This window comes from Paraburkholderia caribensis (assembly GCF_002902945.1).
Classification (GTDB): Bacteria; Pseudomonadota; Gammaproteobacteria; order Burkholderiales; family Burkholderiaceae; genus Paraburkholderia; species Paraburkholderia caribensis.
Genome location: NZ_CP026102.1, coordinates 1,592,553 through 1,607,489, shown reverse-complemented (window position 1 = coordinate 1,607,489; position 14,937 = coordinate 1,592,553). Strand labels below are relative to the sequence as shown.

At 62.6% G+C, this 14,937-nt stretch carries 18 protein-coding genes; 11 read left to right on the top strand and 7 right to left on the bottom strand.

Features of this window, described 5'->3' with window-relative positions; translation table 11 throughout:
* Positions 1 to 91: 91 nt before the first annotated feature.
* Positions 92 to 340, top strand: coding sequence for a hypothetical protein (locus C2L66_RS23640; RefSeq protein WP_054935028.1), 249 nt, complete (start codon positions 92 to 94; stop codon positions 338 to 340).
* 338 nt (positions 341 to 678) lie between these two features.
* Positions 679 to 1,338 carry a potassium channel family protein gene (locus C2L66_RS23635; protein WP_233444966.1) on the top strand — a complete coding sequence of 220 codons (660 nt, stop codon included), beginning with the start codon at positions 679 to 681 and terminating at the stop codon, positions 1,336 to 1,338.
* A gap of 49 nt (positions 1,339 to 1,387) precedes the next feature.
* On the opposite strand, the gene C2L66_RS23630 is transcribed toward C2L66_RS23635, so the two are convergent.
* Positions 1,388 to 1,855 (bottom strand): hypothetical protein, encoded by a 468-nt coding sequence (locus tag C2L66_RS23630; protein WP_054935026.1) that lies wholly within the window; start codon positions 1,853 to 1,855, stop codon positions 1,388 to 1,390.
* Positions 1,856 to 2,128: 273 nt separating this feature from the next.
* On the opposite strand from C2L66_RS23630, the gene C2L66_RS23625 reads away from it, so the two are divergent.
* The 4 genes from C2L66_RS23625 to C2L66_RS23610 all read left to right on the top strand — a co-directional run bounded on the left by C2L66_RS23625 (position 2,129) and on the right by C2L66_RS23610 (position 4,680).
* Complete coding sequence (locus C2L66_RS23625; RefSeq protein ID WP_060606332.1) at positions 2,129 to 3,145, top strand: universal stress protein; 1,017 nt, start codon at positions 2,129 to 2,131, stop codon at positions 3,143 to 3,145.
* 36 nt (positions 3,146 to 3,181) lie between these two features.
* On the top strand, positions 3,182 to 3,658 hold the full coding sequence (locus C2L66_RS23620; protein WP_054935024.1) for a universal stress protein: 477 nt from the start codon (positions 3,182 to 3,184) through the stop codon (positions 3,656 to 3,658).
* A 14-nt stretch (positions 3,659 to 3,672) separates the two neighbouring features.
* On the top strand, positions 3,673 to 3,864 hold the full coding sequence (locus tag C2L66_RS23615; RefSeq protein ID WP_060606335.1) for a DUF2964 family protein: 192 nt from the start codon (positions 3,673 to 3,675) through the stop codon (positions 3,862 to 3,864).
* 540 nt (positions 3,865 to 4,404) lie between these two features.
* A complete protein-coding gene (locus C2L66_RS23610; RefSeq protein WP_060606338.1) occupies positions 4,405 to 4,680 on the top strand; it encodes a DUF1488 family protein in 276 nt (91 codons plus the stop codon).
* Between the two features lie 187 nt (positions 4,681 to 4,867).
* Here C2L66_RS23610 and phaZ read toward each other — a convergent pair whose 3' ends face one another.
* From phaZ to C2L66_RS23590, 4 genes are read right to left on the bottom strand one after another with little or no spacing between them, the layout of a single operon-like run.
* Positions 4,868 to 6,169 (bottom strand): polyhydroxyalkanoate depolymerase, encoded by a 1,302-nt coding sequence (gene phaZ / locus C2L66_RS23605; protein WP_063803378.1) that lies wholly within the window; start codon positions 6,167 to 6,169, stop codon positions 4,868 to 4,870.
* Between the two features lie 18 nt (positions 6,170 to 6,187).
* Complete coding sequence (locus tag C2L66_RS23600; protein WP_082670444.1) at positions 6,188 to 8,608, bottom strand: exo-beta-N-acetylmuramidase NamZ domain-containing protein; 2,421 nt, start codon at positions 8,606 to 8,608, stop codon at positions 6,188 to 6,190.
* On the bottom strand, positions 8,563 to 9,777 hold the full coding sequence (locus tag C2L66_RS23595) for a putative glycoside hydrolase (RefSeq protein WP_060607266.1): 1,215 nt from the start codon (positions 9,775 to 9,777) through the stop codon (positions 8,563 to 8,565). The genes C2L66_RS23600 and C2L66_RS23595 overlap by 46 nt, the downstream gene beginning before the upstream one ends.
* A 44-nt stretch (positions 9,778 to 9,821) precedes the next feature.
* Positions 9,822 to 10,706, bottom strand: a complete 885-nt coding sequence (locus C2L66_RS23590; RefSeq protein ID WP_319636738.1) for a polysaccharide deacetylase family protein — start codon at positions 10,704 to 10,706, stop codon at positions 9,822 to 9,824.
* Positions 10,707 to 10,944: 238 nt separating this feature from the next.
* Here C2L66_RS23590 and C2L66_RS42390 point away from each other — a divergent pair, with 238 nt between their 5' ends.
* The 3 genes from C2L66_RS42390 (at position 10,945) to C2L66_RS23580 (ending at position 12,157) form a co-directional block, all read left to right on the top strand.
* Entirely contained in the window at positions 10,945 to 11,244 is a 300-nt protein-coding gene (locus C2L66_RS42390; RefSeq protein WP_148654625.1) for a universal stress protein, read from the top strand.
* A gap of 117 nt (positions 11,245 to 11,361) precedes the next feature.
* Positions 11,362 to 11,655, top strand: a complete 294-nt coding sequence (locus C2L66_RS23585; RefSeq protein ID WP_233444965.1) for a BON domain-containing protein — start codon at positions 11,362 to 11,364, stop codon at positions 11,653 to 11,655.
* 64 nt (positions 11,656 to 11,719) lie between these two features.
* Positions 11,720 to 12,157, top strand: coding sequence for an Hsp20/alpha crystallin family protein (locus C2L66_RS23580; RefSeq protein ID WP_054935017.1), 438 nt, complete (start codon positions 11,720 to 11,722; stop codon positions 12,155 to 12,157).
* Between the two features lie 225 nt (positions 12,158 to 12,382).
* On the opposite strand, the gene C2L66_RS23575 is transcribed toward C2L66_RS23580, so the two are convergent.
* Positions 12,383 to 13,051, bottom strand: a complete 669-nt coding sequence (locus tag C2L66_RS23575; RefSeq protein ID WP_060606346.1) for a SagB/ThcOx family dehydrogenase — start codon at positions 13,049 to 13,051, stop codon at positions 12,383 to 12,385.
* 92 nt (positions 13,052 to 13,143) lie between these two features.
* Positions 13,144 to 13,740 carry a rhomboid family intramembrane serine protease gene (locus C2L66_RS23570; protein ID WP_060606353.1) on the bottom strand — a complete coding sequence of 199 codons (597 nt, stop codon included), beginning with the start codon at positions 13,738 to 13,740 and terminating at the stop codon, positions 13,144 to 13,146.
* 161 nt (positions 13,741 to 13,901) lie between these two features.
* Here C2L66_RS23570 and C2L66_RS23565 point away from each other — a divergent pair, with 161 nt between their 5' ends.
* Complete coding sequence (locus C2L66_RS23565; protein WP_054935015.1) at positions 13,902 to 14,552, top strand: BON domain-containing protein; 651 nt, start codon at positions 13,902 to 13,904, stop codon at positions 14,550 to 14,552.
* A 65-nt stretch (positions 14,553 to 14,617) separates the two neighbouring features.
* Positions 14,618 to 14,857, top strand: coding sequence for a hypothetical protein (locus C2L66_RS23560; RefSeq protein ID WP_060607275.1), 240 nt, complete (start codon positions 14,618 to 14,620; stop codon positions 14,855 to 14,857).
* Positions 14,858 to 14,937: the final 80 nt, after the last annotated feature.

Sequence of the window (14,937 nt, the reverse complement as noted above, 5' to 3'; positions counted from 1 at the left end):
GATTTCAATCGACGAGGGCACCCTCGATACTGTAGCTAACCACCTGTACATCAGTTTCGGTGGCGGCCACGGACAGATTGAGGAGGGCGAGATGAACAGCCACGCCATTTCCCTGAGAGCGCTCGTCGACAAATGGCTCGCGCCGACGAGGTCTGTCCCGGCACGCGTGACGGAAACAGGACGTTTCGGCATCGCCGGCGTGCGTTTTGTCCGCCTGGAAGGGCGGGTGCCCACGGGGCAGTTGAGCATCGTGTTCTTCCGGCACGGCAACGGCGAGTGGGATGTGTTTCCGCCCGTGCCGCCGTCGCCCGCCATGGGCACGCGGCTGTTCGCATTCTGACTGCAATGGCAGACCCTGATCTGAGTCAAGCGATGCGTCGAGGCATGGAATAGCCTGATAAGCAACGGCATCGGCGTTTTGCTGGCACATTGGCCTGCTCGCAGCACCCGATGTCATAAAGCGTCTTCTCCCACTCTACCTGCGCGATGGCTAACGGGCTCGACTTCTTTTCGATCGGCGGCGCGGATGCGCATGACGGTGCGCGCGCAGTTCACGCGTGGCGCGTCGTTCGCTGGCTTCTGTGCGGATGGAGCCTGCTTGTCATCCCCGCGTTCTATGGCGAACTCACGTCGACTTCAGAGGGAGCGCTGACGGTAGCGCGAAGCCTGTACCTGTGCATGTTCGCGGGCTTCGCGCTCTGCCTGCTGTGGATGCTCCACACGAGCAGGAAGCCGAAAGCATGGCTTGCGCACAATCGCCTCGACGTGACGATCATGATCGGCGCCGCATTCAGCGCGGGGTGGGGCGCGCCGCCGTGGCAGACAGTCGAATGGGTGTTACGGCTGCTCTTCGTGGGCCTCGTGGCGATCCGCATCGTCCTGTCGTTGAAGGTGTTTTTCGCGCCCAACCGACTCATTGGCCTGCTGATCGCAGGTGCCGGCGTGCTGGCAATGGCAGGTGCGGGATTCCTATGGCTCGAACCGAGGGTCCACAACTATGCCGACGGTCTTTGGCTCGCGTTTGAAAGCAGCGCGACGGTCGGTTATGGAGACATCGCACCCACCACACCTGCATCGCGCGTGTTTGCCGTGTTCGTCGTGTTACTGGGGTATGGCATGCTGTCGCTGGTTTTTGCCAGCATTGCGGCAGCGTTCATCGGCAAAGAGGAACGAGCGCTGCGCCGCGAAATGCACCGCGACATCAAACACCTGAACGCCGAAATTGTTCAGCTGCGCGCGGAGTTGCGGGCATTGCGGGAAAGCCTTACTCCATCGAGCGATGCGATCACTGACGCCGAAGCGCTTCATTCCGTGCCGCGAGACCAACACGGACTATGAAGCGATGTGGCGCGACGGCTTCACGTGTCGTCGCGCCGGATGAGCCGTTTTACTCGCCGCGAAACTGCGGAACGGGAACCGGACGTTTGACTGACCGGCTCGCGTACGGTCGTGCATTCGCGGCGTGGCTGTCGGCAGGCGGACACGACGTCGATTCCGGCTTTGTCTGGGCATGTGTCGCCGCAGGCGACGCAGCCGACTGCGGGATGGTTGCGCTGCCGTTCGCATCGAGATACGCACCCGAGACCAGGTCTGACAGGCGCTTGCAATACAGCATGGTCTGCGAGGCACAGTCGGGCCACATCAAGGTGGCCGCCACCGCATAGTCAAGCGGACTTTTGGCGGATGCTACACGCATCCACATCTCATTCCAGAGCGCCGTGCCTTTCGTGAGCGCTTCGGCCTGTGCCAGAGCGAATGCCTCCCACGTTGCGCCCGACGGCAAATGGTAAGACGGCACATGTCCCCACCATGAAGTTGGTGGCGTGGCGTGCAGATCAGAGCGAGCGGTATCCATGCCTGTCTCCTGAGTTTCTGAAAAAGCCGCATCTCGACGCGCGATGTCGCGCGCCCGGTCCAATGAATATAGCTTCGACATCGACTCTAGACCCCGCTTCGCCTGCTCGTTTGAGGCACATCAAGATTTGTATTCCGCGTCCGGTGTCAGTGTGACACGCGCGAGGTCGAGCACCTCGACGACCGTTGATACAAATCAATCCCGCCTGCACGCGAGCATCGAATATAGAAGCATGCCTGGCGCACACGCCAGCAATGGGGATGAGGGAAGGCGATGAACAGCAAAATGGCATACGACACGGCACCGGTCGCGTTAGAACGGGTACTGGTTGCCGCTGAAGGCGGCGCGGGCCTCATCCCTTTGACGCGGTTCGCGTTGCGATTTGCAGCACCTCACGCGCTGGCGCGGCTCGTCGATGTGATCTGCAACCCCGCCGCGCTCGTCCCGACGCTTCTTTTGTCGTATCCGGACTGGTGCGAAGCCCATCGCGCGATGCTGCATGCGGCACAGACCCGTCTCAATCAGGCTGCGCATGAAGCGGCAGAATACATGGCGCGTCCGGAGACCGAGCTGATCGATCTCGCAGAGATGCATCGTCACGCGACCGACGCGTTGAGTGAGGCCGCGCGGAAATGGCACGCAGACCTGATCGCCGTCGCTTCGCACCCACGCAGTCATCGTTGGGCGTGCAGGCTCGATCCCGAGGAACTTGTCGCCGTGTCCCATTGCCCGGTGCTGCACGTGCCGACCGCGTGCCTCGGCGGAATGGAAGCAGCCGTAGCGCGCGTGCTCGTTGCCGTCGATGGATCTGATGCCTCCATGGAGGCGCTCCGTGTTGCGTCACGTATCGTGCCCAGCGGCGCCACGTTCAGGGTGGTCTATGTAGCGGACGGCCACTCCGGGCTGAGAGAGCTGCTGCCGCACGGCTTTTTCGATCATGACGACACACGCGCACTGGCCGAGGCGGAAGCGGTGATGAAGCGCGCGTCGCTCCCGGTAGAAACCGCACTCGGTGAAACAGACCTCGAATATGACGGTGTCGCCAGCGTCATTCTGCGCGAAGCAAGACAGTGGCAGGCCGACCTCGTGGTGATGGCGTCGAGCAGCCGGCCGATGCTCATGCATCCGCTGCCTGGTCATGTCGTCGGGCACACGCTGCGAGATGCCGAGTGTCCCGTGCTTGTCTGTCCTCCTTCGGCGGGGCGCGCGACGCGCGCCGAATCAGCAGGCAATAACGAACAGCCGGTGGCATCGGAAGGTGCCGTTTCGCCGCCGCCCGTCTTCCTTTGAATTGTGGTTCGTACTTTCCTTGAGGAGGAGTCCATCATGTACAAACGGATTATGGTTGCGCTGGACGGCAGCAAGTCGAGTGCGCACGTGCTGGAACAGGCCGTGAAGATGGCGAGTCTCACGCAGGGTACCGTTCACGCTGTCTATGTCGTCGACAAGACGCCGCTTTTCAGCTATGCGGGATACTACGACCCGATCGCACTCGTCGATGCGCTGCGCAGGGATGGCCGCGAGGCCCTCCAGAATGCGGAAGCGGCGTGCAAGGCGGCGGGCGTCGGGTGCGAAGCGGAATTGATCGAAACCGAGCGGCTTTCGGAGGACGTCGCCGAAACACTTCGACACTACGCTGCGCGAACAGGCGTTGACCTGGCCGTGCTCGGCACGCATGGCCGTCGAGGCGTGCGCCGCGTTGTGCTCGGCAGCGTGGCCGAGCGCTTCGTCCGCTTTGCCGAGTGTCCCGTGTTGCTGGTCCGCGGCGCGGAGCCCGAGCACGAGTCCGGGACGGACGCCTGACGCGGGAACGACCCATGCGCCGCCAGCAATACAGGATCGTGCTCGCACTCGCCGGGGTATTCGTGTCTCTTGGCGCGCTCGTCTGGACGATTCACGGGCTGATCTTCGACGACGCCATCGCGTTCCGCTGGGGCGTCGTCATCGTGACAGTTTCGATTGCCGGTGTCGTGACGCTGCTTAATCTCTCGACTGGAGACGGACGATGATGCACGCTATCGTCCGCCGCGATCAGGCGGGAACGAGGTGAGAGGCATCCTGCGCCTTGCATTCAAGCTGCTCGTCAATGACAGCGCGAAATTCACGGCGCTGATCCAGCATATTCATGAGACACGCGCGGCGAGATGAGCCGGGACGCCGGGCAGTTCGCCCCAACCGATCGGCGCGTACACGCATCCACCGGCAAGTGCGACGAGTTCGTTGAATCTTCGCAGCGTGACGCCCGCCATGATGTGAATCTGCGGACCATGAAAATAGGCTTCCGTGCGCAGCCATGGCTACGTACCCGCGTTCAGTTCGAGCACACTGCGCGCGTGTCCGTTGCGCCCGGCCTGGGGCGGGAACAGAGGGCCGTCGTGCCTGCTTGCGACGTGGGACGATCGCCATGGGCTGCAAGCGGCGCGTGACGTTCGCGCAGGCACCCGGGTTGATGTACGTCAACGGGAACCGCGCTCGGGCCGATAGGCTGGAAAGATCGCGCGAGCTGAACCCGTCAGCTGCGAGACGTCTTCTGACCATGGATGATGGCTATGAACATTTCATTTCCTTCCTGTGCGCCTGAATACTGCGCACCTGATCTTGCACTGGAGTTTCCTGCGTTCGTCGATGATCGCCTGATCGAGTGTTCGATTACAGCCGAAGCGCTCGAGGATCACTTCGGCGCGCGGTCATCGCGAGAAGAGGACCTGGTGGACGCGTTCATCGCGCATCGCGCAGAAATCGTGCTTGCCGCGCAACGTCTGTTGAATGAAGTCGGCGGCAAACCCGTGATTCTGCATAGCGGCTATTTCCGCTTTTGCAACTGAGCGGCCTGCGCCTGCGTGACGGCCCGTGCAATCCCTGCGGGATGACGATAGGTGTCCGCTCTCTGCAAGGCAGTATCGAGCCCGCATACCTCGCGCTGTGCGGCACGAACGCGGTTTGTACGATGCAACGCGCCGCGGCTCACGGTTGGAGCAGAGCATCCAGGCGATTTGCGTGTGGGCGTGATGGTCATGCGTGCCTCCCGTCGTTCGCTTGTCTCGCGTATTCCGTCATGCAAGCCGCGGCCAGCGCGTCTCGTTGCGCCCGGTGCCAGAACTGGCATAGCTCGGGATGCACAAGATCCCGCCAGCGCGAGCCGGTGAAGAGGTCGTAGTGATTGCACTGGGATACCGTAAGCTGTGCATCGGATCGCAACGGAATGGGACGACATAACGCATGGGCGCAGTGCGTTTGTCCGGGGCCCGCAATGTCGTCGCTGTCGCCTTCTATCGTGCATAGCGGCGTGTGGCGCAGCGCCTGCGTCGCGACACGCCGTCCTGCGACCGACCACATCTGGCGCGGAAGCAGGTACTCATGAAACACCACACGGATGATGTCGAGGAAATAGCATTCCGCCATATCGAGCACGGCGGCATATTCGTTCAAGGACCGCAGCGCGCGCATGGCGTCCGGCATGGCGCCTGTGAACCAGTTCGACCAGTACGCCGACTCCAGGCGAAGCTGCCGCTCCGGATGCGCGGCGATGATGGCCGCCTGCTGGACGAAGCCGGGGTAGACCCGCCTCCCGGCGCCGCGATACGGTGCGGGCACGACGTCGATGACGTTTCGTCGGAACCAGTCGAGCGGATGTGAACGCGCGAACCGGTCGATCAAGGTCGGCTGCACACGGGTATCGATCGGACCGCCCAGCAGCGAGACGCTGGCGAAGGGAGAGGCCTGACTGCTGGCGAGCAGCAATGCGGCCGCCGCGACAACGGGTACGGTCGCCTGGCAAACGGCCATGATGTGCAGCGGATGTCCCGCCCGGGCGGCAGTACATATGAAGTGCTCGAGCGCCAGAACGTAATCGTCGAGCGAAAGCGGGCCAGCTTCGGGCGGGACGTCGCGCGCGTCGGCCCAGTCCGTGATGAACACATCGCGCTCTTCCAGCAGCGTTTCGACTGTTTCTCGCAACATGACGGCGTGGTGTCCGGCCAGCGGTGCGCAGAGCATGACGGGCCAGCTTTCGGCCGGTTCCGCTGCGCCTCGACGACATGTGAATTTGCGCAGCGTGCCGACGGGCAAGGTTTCGACGGAGGTTTCGACAACCTCGAGTTGTCTGCCGTGGCGGCAAACCGAGCGGATCGCGAACGGCGGCGCGTGGTCATAGGCGCAGGAGGTTCTGAGCAGCCATTGGCTGAATGCGTTCGCCCCGTCCTCGTGGAAGTTCCAAAGCGTCTGCTGCGGCCCCTCGATAGGCGACGCGTTGCGAGATTCGCCGGCGAGAGCGCGAGCCGCACGTCGTTGTGCATCAAAGAGGCCATACCACATGCTCGGCTCCCTTAACCGTCAGTAACGCAGATAGTGTTGCCGGACCGGCTGGAACGCATCGGCTTCGCGGGCCATCAGTGTCTGCAGCGCGTCGGGGCCATCGCCGCGCTCGATCGCCTGCCATATCGCTGCCGAGCCGATCGCATCGCGTGTCGCGGCGATATCGAAAGCTTGCGGATACAGGGTGTGCAGGGTCGCGACGAGCGCTACGCCGAGACTCCCCGGCGCGCGTGCCGATTGCGTTCGCGTGATGCGGACACCGTGACAGAGTTGACCGCGATAGGTGGATTCGGTCGGCACGAAATCGACGGGTTCGAAGCGGGCGTCGTCGCGCGAACCGTTGAGGGCGGCAGCGAGCCTCGCGCCGTCGATCCACGGCGCGCCGACCCATTCGAATGGATGCGGTGTGCCACGGCCCACGCTCACATTCGCGCCCTCCAGCAGTGCGACGTCGGGATATAGATCGAGCGCGGACAGCGTGCGAAGGTTGGGCGATATGGGCAGCCAACCGAGGCCCGTATCCGCGAAACGCATCGATCGCAGGTAACCTTCCATCGGCACAACCCGCAGGTCCGCGCCGATATGCCGCGCTTCGTTGAACAGTCTGGCGAGTTCGCCGGACGTCATGCCGTGCTGCAGCGGCAGCGGGAAATACCCGGTGAAGCTGTCACGCTCGGCGTCCAGTGACGGACCACCGAAGCGGTCGGCGCCGAGCGGATTGGGCCGGTCGAGCACGATGAGCGGAATATGCGCGGCTGCGGCCGCTTCCAGTGCGTAGCCCAGCGTCGTCTCGTACGTGAAGAAGCGCACCCCGGCGTCCTGCAGGTCGAACACCAGCGCGTCGAGCCCGTCGAGCGCGCCGGGCGCAAAGCGCTTCGTATCCCCATACAGGCTATGCACGACGAGACCACTCGACGGATCGACGCTGTCGCGCACGGGTTCGTCCGCATCGATATCGAGTCCATGTTCGGGCGAAAATAGCCTGACCAGTGTCACGCCCGGCGCGTGCAGCAGCACATCGACTGTCCGCTCGCCGTGCGCGTCGAAGCCGGTGCGATTCGTGACCAGGCCGATTCGCATGCCCGCGAGCGTGCTGAACTGTTGTGCGGCGAGCACGTCGATGCCCGTGCGCACCGGACCGTTTGCGGCAGGCGGGCGCACAGCCCGCCCGAGCGCATCGCGCGCATCCGGCACCGCGTGTGCGATCTGTCGTGGCGTCACCGGCCCAATGCCGCTCGACAGCAACGCGAGCGTCTGCGCACGCAACGCTGCAGCATCGCCGCCATTCGCTTCGTGAACGCGGTTCGTCAACACGATCAGAAAGCGCCGTGTCACGAAATCGATCCATATGCCCGTTCCCGTGAACCCCGTGTGGCCGATAGCGCCGATGGGCGGCAGACGGTAACGGTTGGTAGCCAGCGGCGCGTCGAGTTCCCAGCCGAGGCCCCGCCACGGCGGCGTTGCGTCAGCCGAGAGCGGCACTGCCATCTTATCGATGCTTTCAGGACGAAGAATGCGTGCGCGTCGGACCGCGGCAGGTGTCGCGCCTTCGCTGTCCGCAAGCCCGCCGTTCAGGAGCATGCGCGCGAAACGCGCCAGGTCGGCGGCCGTGGAAAAAAGTCCCGCATTGCCAGCTACGCCTTCGAGCGCGCTCGCGAGCGGATCGTGGACGCGGCCCTGGCGCATACCGTGGGAATCGGTTGTCGTCGGCGCAGCGCGAGCGGAAATTGCCGGATCGGGTGTGAAGCCGGTGTCCTGCATACCCAAGGGGGCGAATATGAACCTGCGGCAATACGCGTCGAAGGGCATACCGGACACGCGCGCGACAAGCACGCCAAGCACGACGAAGTTGACGTCGCTATAGACGGTACGCTCATCCGGCATCGCGACGGGTTCGATGCCGGCGATATTGCGCAGGAGCACCGCCGGCTTCATGCGATGCTGCGCAGCTATTCCGAGGCCGGGTGGTTCGGCCGGCAAGCCGGACGTATGGGTCAACAGTTGTTGCACGGTGATCTGCGCCTTGCCTTGCGCGCCGAATGCGGGCCAGTAACGGGCGACAGGCGCGGTGAGGTCCAGCTTGCCTCGCTCGACGAGTTGCATGATCGCAGTCGTCGTAGCGATGACCTTGGTCAGCGACGCGAGATCGAACACGGTGTCAGCTGTCATCGGTTCCACGTGCGGACGGAGCATGCGGTTGCCCAGAACCAACCGCGCCGATACCCCGTCAGCTGTGCCGGCGACAATAACGGCCCCGGGAACGCGGCCGTTTGCTATCTCACTCCAGACGATCTGCGAAAGCACGGCGCGTGCCGTCCCATCGAACAGCAGGGTATCGGTTCGCGCGTGCGAGGCCGCGGACCAGGCAATGAACGCGAACGCACCCAACGGCCTCAGTGCGGCAATTGCGCGGGATCGTAGCGATTGCGGGGATTCCATAGCATCCACCCATCTGTATGCTCGGCGTCAGCGGCATCGATCTGCGCACGAATCTCATCCGCATCGAAGTCACGGTGATCGAATGCGTAGTCGCGAAATGCCTGCAGCCACGGGCGAAACCGCACCCCAGGCAACCCGGTGCGCCGCTGTGCTTCGGCGAGCGAGCGCCGCACGATCTGTCCCGGATCAGCAGTCGGCCTGGTGCATCCGGGCAGCCCCCACGTGAAGCCGGACGGATAGAGCATCGGCGAAATATAGTCGAGCGGCGCGCCGAGCGTTTCTAGCTGTTGGCCAATCGCGGTGTCGTCGAGGTTCCAGCATACGTAGCCGAAAATGTCGGCGGCAACAAAAACGTTGTAGGGGGCCAGACGGGCGCGCGCGGCCTGGAGAAAACCAGTGATCGCGGCAGTGCGGTTCGCTCGCGTGTTCGGCTCGCTGAAAATCAGCCCCGGTGCATCGGGGAAGCGCACATAGTCGAACTGGATTTCGTCGAAGCCGAGACGGGCCGCTTCTTCCGCAACGTCGAGGTTGTGCTTCCAGACTTCATGCCGGAATGGATCGACCCACTGCAGCTTTTCACGATCCCGCCAGACATTCTCTTGTGCATCTCGAACGGCCCATTCGGGATGCGCGGTGGCGAGTGGATCATCCTTGAAAACGACGATTCGTGCGATCAGGTACAGGCCTTCGCGATGCAGGTTCTCCAGCAGCCCGGCCATGTCGCGGACCACGGGCGCGGGCGAGGGCGCGTTCGCAGCTGCACCGATCGACTCGCGCGCCTCGCTTGGATAGGACGTCAGACCCCGGTCGCCTTTTGCATCGATCACCAACGCATTGATTCCGTTGGTTTCCTTGAGGGCAACGGCCGCGTCGCGCAAGCTCGGCGTCGCCACGCCGTATATGGACAGATAAACGCCCCGGGCGCGGAACGGCGTCAGCGAAACGACGAGCGGCTGGTCGGGCTTCAAACTGACGGATGCCGAACGGTAGCCCGGTGCCCGCGCCGCGACGATGCGGACCGTGCCGGCACTGGCGAAGCTGCCGTTGGCGTCGGCATATTGAGGTTTACCGTCGAGCGTCACCGTCGCGTGCGGTATCGGCCGATGCGTCGCTTCATCGACGATGACCCCTTGCACCTCGAACGCCGCGCGCGATGGCGAGATGCCGATGCAGACGAGTACCGCAACGCAGTATAGAAGGACGCGACGTTTCTTCACCGACGAACCTCCGCCGCCGGGACGGATGGCGTCTCCGGCTCACCGAGCAGACGGCCGAGTATGCGCGGCGTCACGTCGTCGACCATCAGAAAACGAGGCAGCGCCAGCAGCGGCGAAGACGGTTTCACGCGTTGCGGATTCAGCGTGAAGGCGGCCACATAGCCGAGCTTGCCCGCGATGCGCACGAGATCGTCGTCATACAGGCCGAAGGGCCAGGCGAGCATATCGACCTGTCCGCCGAGTCTGGACTCAATCAGTTCGCGCGAATGTTGCAACTGCGTGCTGGCGAAAAGCTCGAATTCAGCAGGCGACTGGCGCCGCCGCTCGACATGAAAGTTCGGATGCCACCAGGTATGGGACTGCACGTCGAACAGTCCCGTCGCCCGCAATGTACGCAATTGCTCCCAGGTCATTGCGTATGACGCGTTCGAAATCGCGGACGGATAAACGAAGAGGGTAATGGGCATCTTCTCGCGTTGCGCGATCGGCATCAGTCTTTGATAGACCGACTCATGACCATCGTCGACGGTCAGCGCGACGGCTTTGGGCGGCAGCGTCGCGTTCGGGTCACGCAGCCACGTTACGATCGCGCGCAGCGGCACGATCTCGTAGCCGTGCTGCTTCAGGAAGCGAAGCTGTGCTTCGAAGGTGCTGACGCGCACGGTCATCGAATCGTCGGCGGTATCGGAGAACCGATGGTAGACAAGAATCGCGACGGCCGAGACCGTGTCATGGGCGCCTTGCGCTGCGAATGCCGAGGGCGTGGCCACCAGTGTGACGATCATCGACACGATTGCAACCAGCAGAAACAGAGCTGCGGCGCGATGCATTGCCCGCAGTTGCCGTGCATCCCGATGAAATACGAGCGTCTTGTGCGACACGACGGACCTCCGCGAAGGTTGGCGCGATTGCGCCGCATTGCGCCACCGTAATGGACTGTCTGCATATTTAAGTCGCAGCCTGCGGCCACCGGCTTGATCTGTATCAACGGGGCCCGGACAGTGGCGGCGCCAATGCGCGTGATCCATGTGGATTGCGGGCGATTGATCGACATCAACCCTTGTGCGGCGCTATCGACGAAGCTGGACTTGTCGCGAAACAGCAGACTTGGGGCACGTCATGAAATCGGACGAAGCCTTGTGGCAGGAAGTCGACCAGGCCTTGCGTCGGGAGCTGGGCATCGCGATCTTGCAAGCCGCGCACGCATGGTGTGCCGATTTGCCGGTGCTCGGCACACACGGTGCCGGTCCGCAAGCGCGATGGCGCCATGGCAGCGTCGCAGCGGCCGTTGCGCCGTTCACGGACATGCCGCTTCTCGTTGTCCCAGGGAAATCACGATGCCGACGCAATGCCCCTCGCGCGATGCCCGCAAGCTGCGGACGGCACGTCTCGCTCGCGCACACGGCGCGATTGACTTGAATCAACTGCGGAGCTTCCCGCGTGAGTACGCTAAAGACATCGCTTCGAGATGCGACAACGCGCGAAGACATGAAGGGCATAGGAACGTTCATGCCCTGTGTGCAGGAGAAAGACCCTATGAAAAACGACATGCAGTTGAGGAAGGACGTCGAGCAGGAACTGGAGTCGGATCCATCGATCAACGCGGCAGGTATCGGGGTCGAAGTACGGGGGTCGAAGTACGGGGGTCGAAGTACGGGGGTCGAAGTACGCGACCGTATCGTCACCCTCGCGGGGCATCTGGGTAGCTTCGCGGAAAAGCTGGCGGCGCGCCACGCGGCGCAACGTCATCGATTACCTGTCGATCGGCGCGTAGCGATCGCAGATGAAATTGTGCGTCTGCGGCTGCCGTGCGCCGCAGGTACGCTGTGAGCCGGCTTTAGCGGTCGGACAATCGTGGCCATGTGCTGGCCTGCTTACTTGAAGGAGAGGTGCAATGAGCAATCTGACGCGTTTTGACCCGTTCTCGATGGATCCCGTCGTTGCGGATCTGTTTCAGGGTTTCTTCCGTCCCATGCGTTCGATGGCGACAACCCAGGACACCGAGCTTGCATCCATGAAGATCGATGTGACGGAGAGCGACGGCGCCTATACGGTGAAGGCAGAGCTTCCGGGCGTCGACAAGAAGGATATCGACGTGCAGATCGACGGGCGCATCGTCTCGATCAATGCGAAGGTCGAGCGTAACAAGGAAGAGAAGGATGGCGAGCGCGTGATACGGCGCGAGCGCTATTCCGGCGCGTTCAGCCGCTCGTTCTCGCTGGCGGGCGAAGTCGACGAAGCCAACGCGAAGGCAGAGTATAAAGACGGCGTGCTGTCTTTGAGCCTTCCGAAACGGGCGCCGACCGACCAGAAGCGCCTGACGATCAGTTGATCGGGCGTGGCGGCGCGTCATTCGACGCGTTGCATATGTGGGAAAGATAGGAAACCAAAAGTGCCTTGAACCACGAAATGGTACGGCTGACGCAAAGCAGGGCGGGCTTGAGTTACAGGTCCGCCTTTTCTTTTTTTGGTTCTGGATTTGTGCAATCGTCTGTAAAGAGACAGTGTCGAACGCGCGGCACCCTGCATCATCCGGGCGTCGCGCGAGGTCTATTTTTCAGTCAGCAAGCGAAGTCAGCGACGTACCCATCGTGCCGACTGTCTGCGCGAGAATGGGTAACTCGTCTTCGTTCAGTTTCAGCGCGTCGCTCAGCAAACGATGGTTGATCCAGCCTCGAACGACGCAGCCCAGGCCTTCGGACGCGCAATACAACGCTACGTTTTGCGCCATGGCGCCCGCGACCACAGCGGAGAAGATGTCACGCTGCTGCGACGGCATCTCGAGCAGGCGTGACATGTTGACTACGTAGACCAGATCCAGCGGTGCATCGCCAACGAAGTCCTGATAGCCCGTCAGATTGCGTGCGTCGCTTGCATGCTTGAGCACCAGCCGGTGCATCGGCGCATCGTAGCGATAGACGCCGTTGGCCAGTACCGCATAGAGGTCAATTTCATTGAATGCGTGCGCCGAGGGCGCGGTGCGGCCGCCTTCGCGAGGACGGTTGATGCCGTCGGCGGCCCATAGCAGCGCGCCAAGCGTGGCGGGCGCAAGCGGCGCATCGGAGAACTCGCGAGTGCTGGAGCGCAGCGCGAGTGCTTTCATCAATGGTGCGCCGGAAGACATGTCAGGCTTGGGCAGTTCGATGAAATCGGGGGCTTCACCCCGCGCACGAGCCGGTGCGCGAACGGGAGCGGGTTCGTAGGTCAGCAGTTGTGTGTTGGTCATGGTCGACTCCTCCATGGATGGACGGATGCACGCGCGCGTCCGGCAGTGCATCGTTTCCAGGATAGTGGTGAGCCGATGTTTCGCACTTGACTTCAGTCAAGCGGGCCGCGATGCCGCTTGCGAGACCAGAAGACGATCAGCGCAAAGGCGCCGACCATGCCGCCCAGGTGCGCAAAGTGGGCAACGCCCGGTGCTTCGCGCGACATCCCCAGTAACAGTTCAAGCAGCGCATACCCGGTGGCAAATAGCCACGCGGGCATTGGAATGGGCGGAAACAGAAGTACCACCCGCCGCTGCGGAAAGATCAGGGCGTACGCGACCAGGACACCGAATACGCCAGCGGACGCTCCGATTGCAGGATACGCGTTGCCTGCGAGCTTCAGGCCGATGAATAACTGCGCGAATCCGCCACACGCCACGCTGGCGGCATAGAGCAGCAATATTTTACGAGCACCGAGCACACGTTCCACCTCGGTGCCGAACATGAACAGCCCGAGCATGTTGAATGCGAGATGCGTGAGATTCGCGTGCAACGCGCTGTAAGTCAGAAGTTGCCAGGGATGGAAGGCGGGCGCGTCGCTGGTCTCGGGCTGGAGTGGCCACAGCGCAAAACGGTCGATCAGCGAAGTGGGGCTCATTGCCTCGATCGTGAATCCCAGTACGTTGAGTGCAATCAAAAAGGGAATCATGGGCTGGCGGCTATGCGAAGGACAGGTGTGCAGGTAACACCTGGATCAGGTTAAGGCAGCGAAAATGCGCGCGATTGATCTGAATCAGTCCGCTCAACCGGTTGCGGGTTGAAGCTTGGTTCTTGTGGGTCGAGCCACGATTCATTTCCAGGAGTTGCGCGATGAAATCAGACCGGCAGTTGAAGAATGAAGTCGAGGAGGAACTTGAGTGGGATCCAGCCGTTACTGCGACGGACATCGGGGTCGAGGTGACGGATCGCGTCGTCACGCTCTCCGGACATCCACCGAGCTACGCAGAGAAGCTTGCAGCGGAAAAGGCGGCGCATCGCGTGGCCGGCGTGCGGGCCGTCGTTGTGGAGATGCAGGTGCGGCTGCCTCAGAAGGACGAGCGCACCGATGAAGACATTGGCATTGCAGTACACGATATCGTGCACTGGACCGTCGGCCTGCCCGACGATTCGGTCAAGGTTCAGGTCGAGAAGGGTTGGGTGACGTTGACGGGCGTGGTGGACTGGGCGTACCAGAGTCATGTGGTCGCCCGCGCAATCAGCCACATGCGCGGCGTGCGTGGCGTCGCCAATCGGATCGAGGTCCGCGGTAACGTCGCGTCGGAGGACATCGCCGCAAAAATCGCGCAGGCCATGCAGCGGCACGCCGAACGCGAGGTCAGACACATCGGTATCGACGTCAAGGATGGCACGGTGACGCTGACGGGCAAGGTGGGCTCTTATGCGGAGCGTTCAGTGGCGAGAGGGGCCGCGTGGAGTGCGCCCGGTGTGCGCGCTGTGGTCGACGATATCGTCGTCGAATGACCTGACGCATGTCGCAGTCGCGGCTCCCGCGCGGAGCGTGGCTGCGAACTAAAATGGAGCATCAGATGACTTTGTCGGGAAACGTGCAGGAAGGTGCATGGTCTGTGAACGTGCAGACGGAGCCCGCTGAAGAGGGCGGATATCGTTCAACCATCCACGTCAGGCATTCGTCGCCGCAAGGTGAATTCGAACACGCCTTTCGTCAAGGGAAAAAGTTCAACACTGAACGCGATGCCGTTCTCGACGCCCTGCGCGAAGGGATGACATGGATAGAGCTCAAGATGGCGCAAACGTTCAAGATGTGAGGCCAGGCGGTCTATGCGCTGTTTTGCGCGGATCGCGTGGACAATGTGTTTGTGGTGCTGACGAAACCCCGATTCGCCCG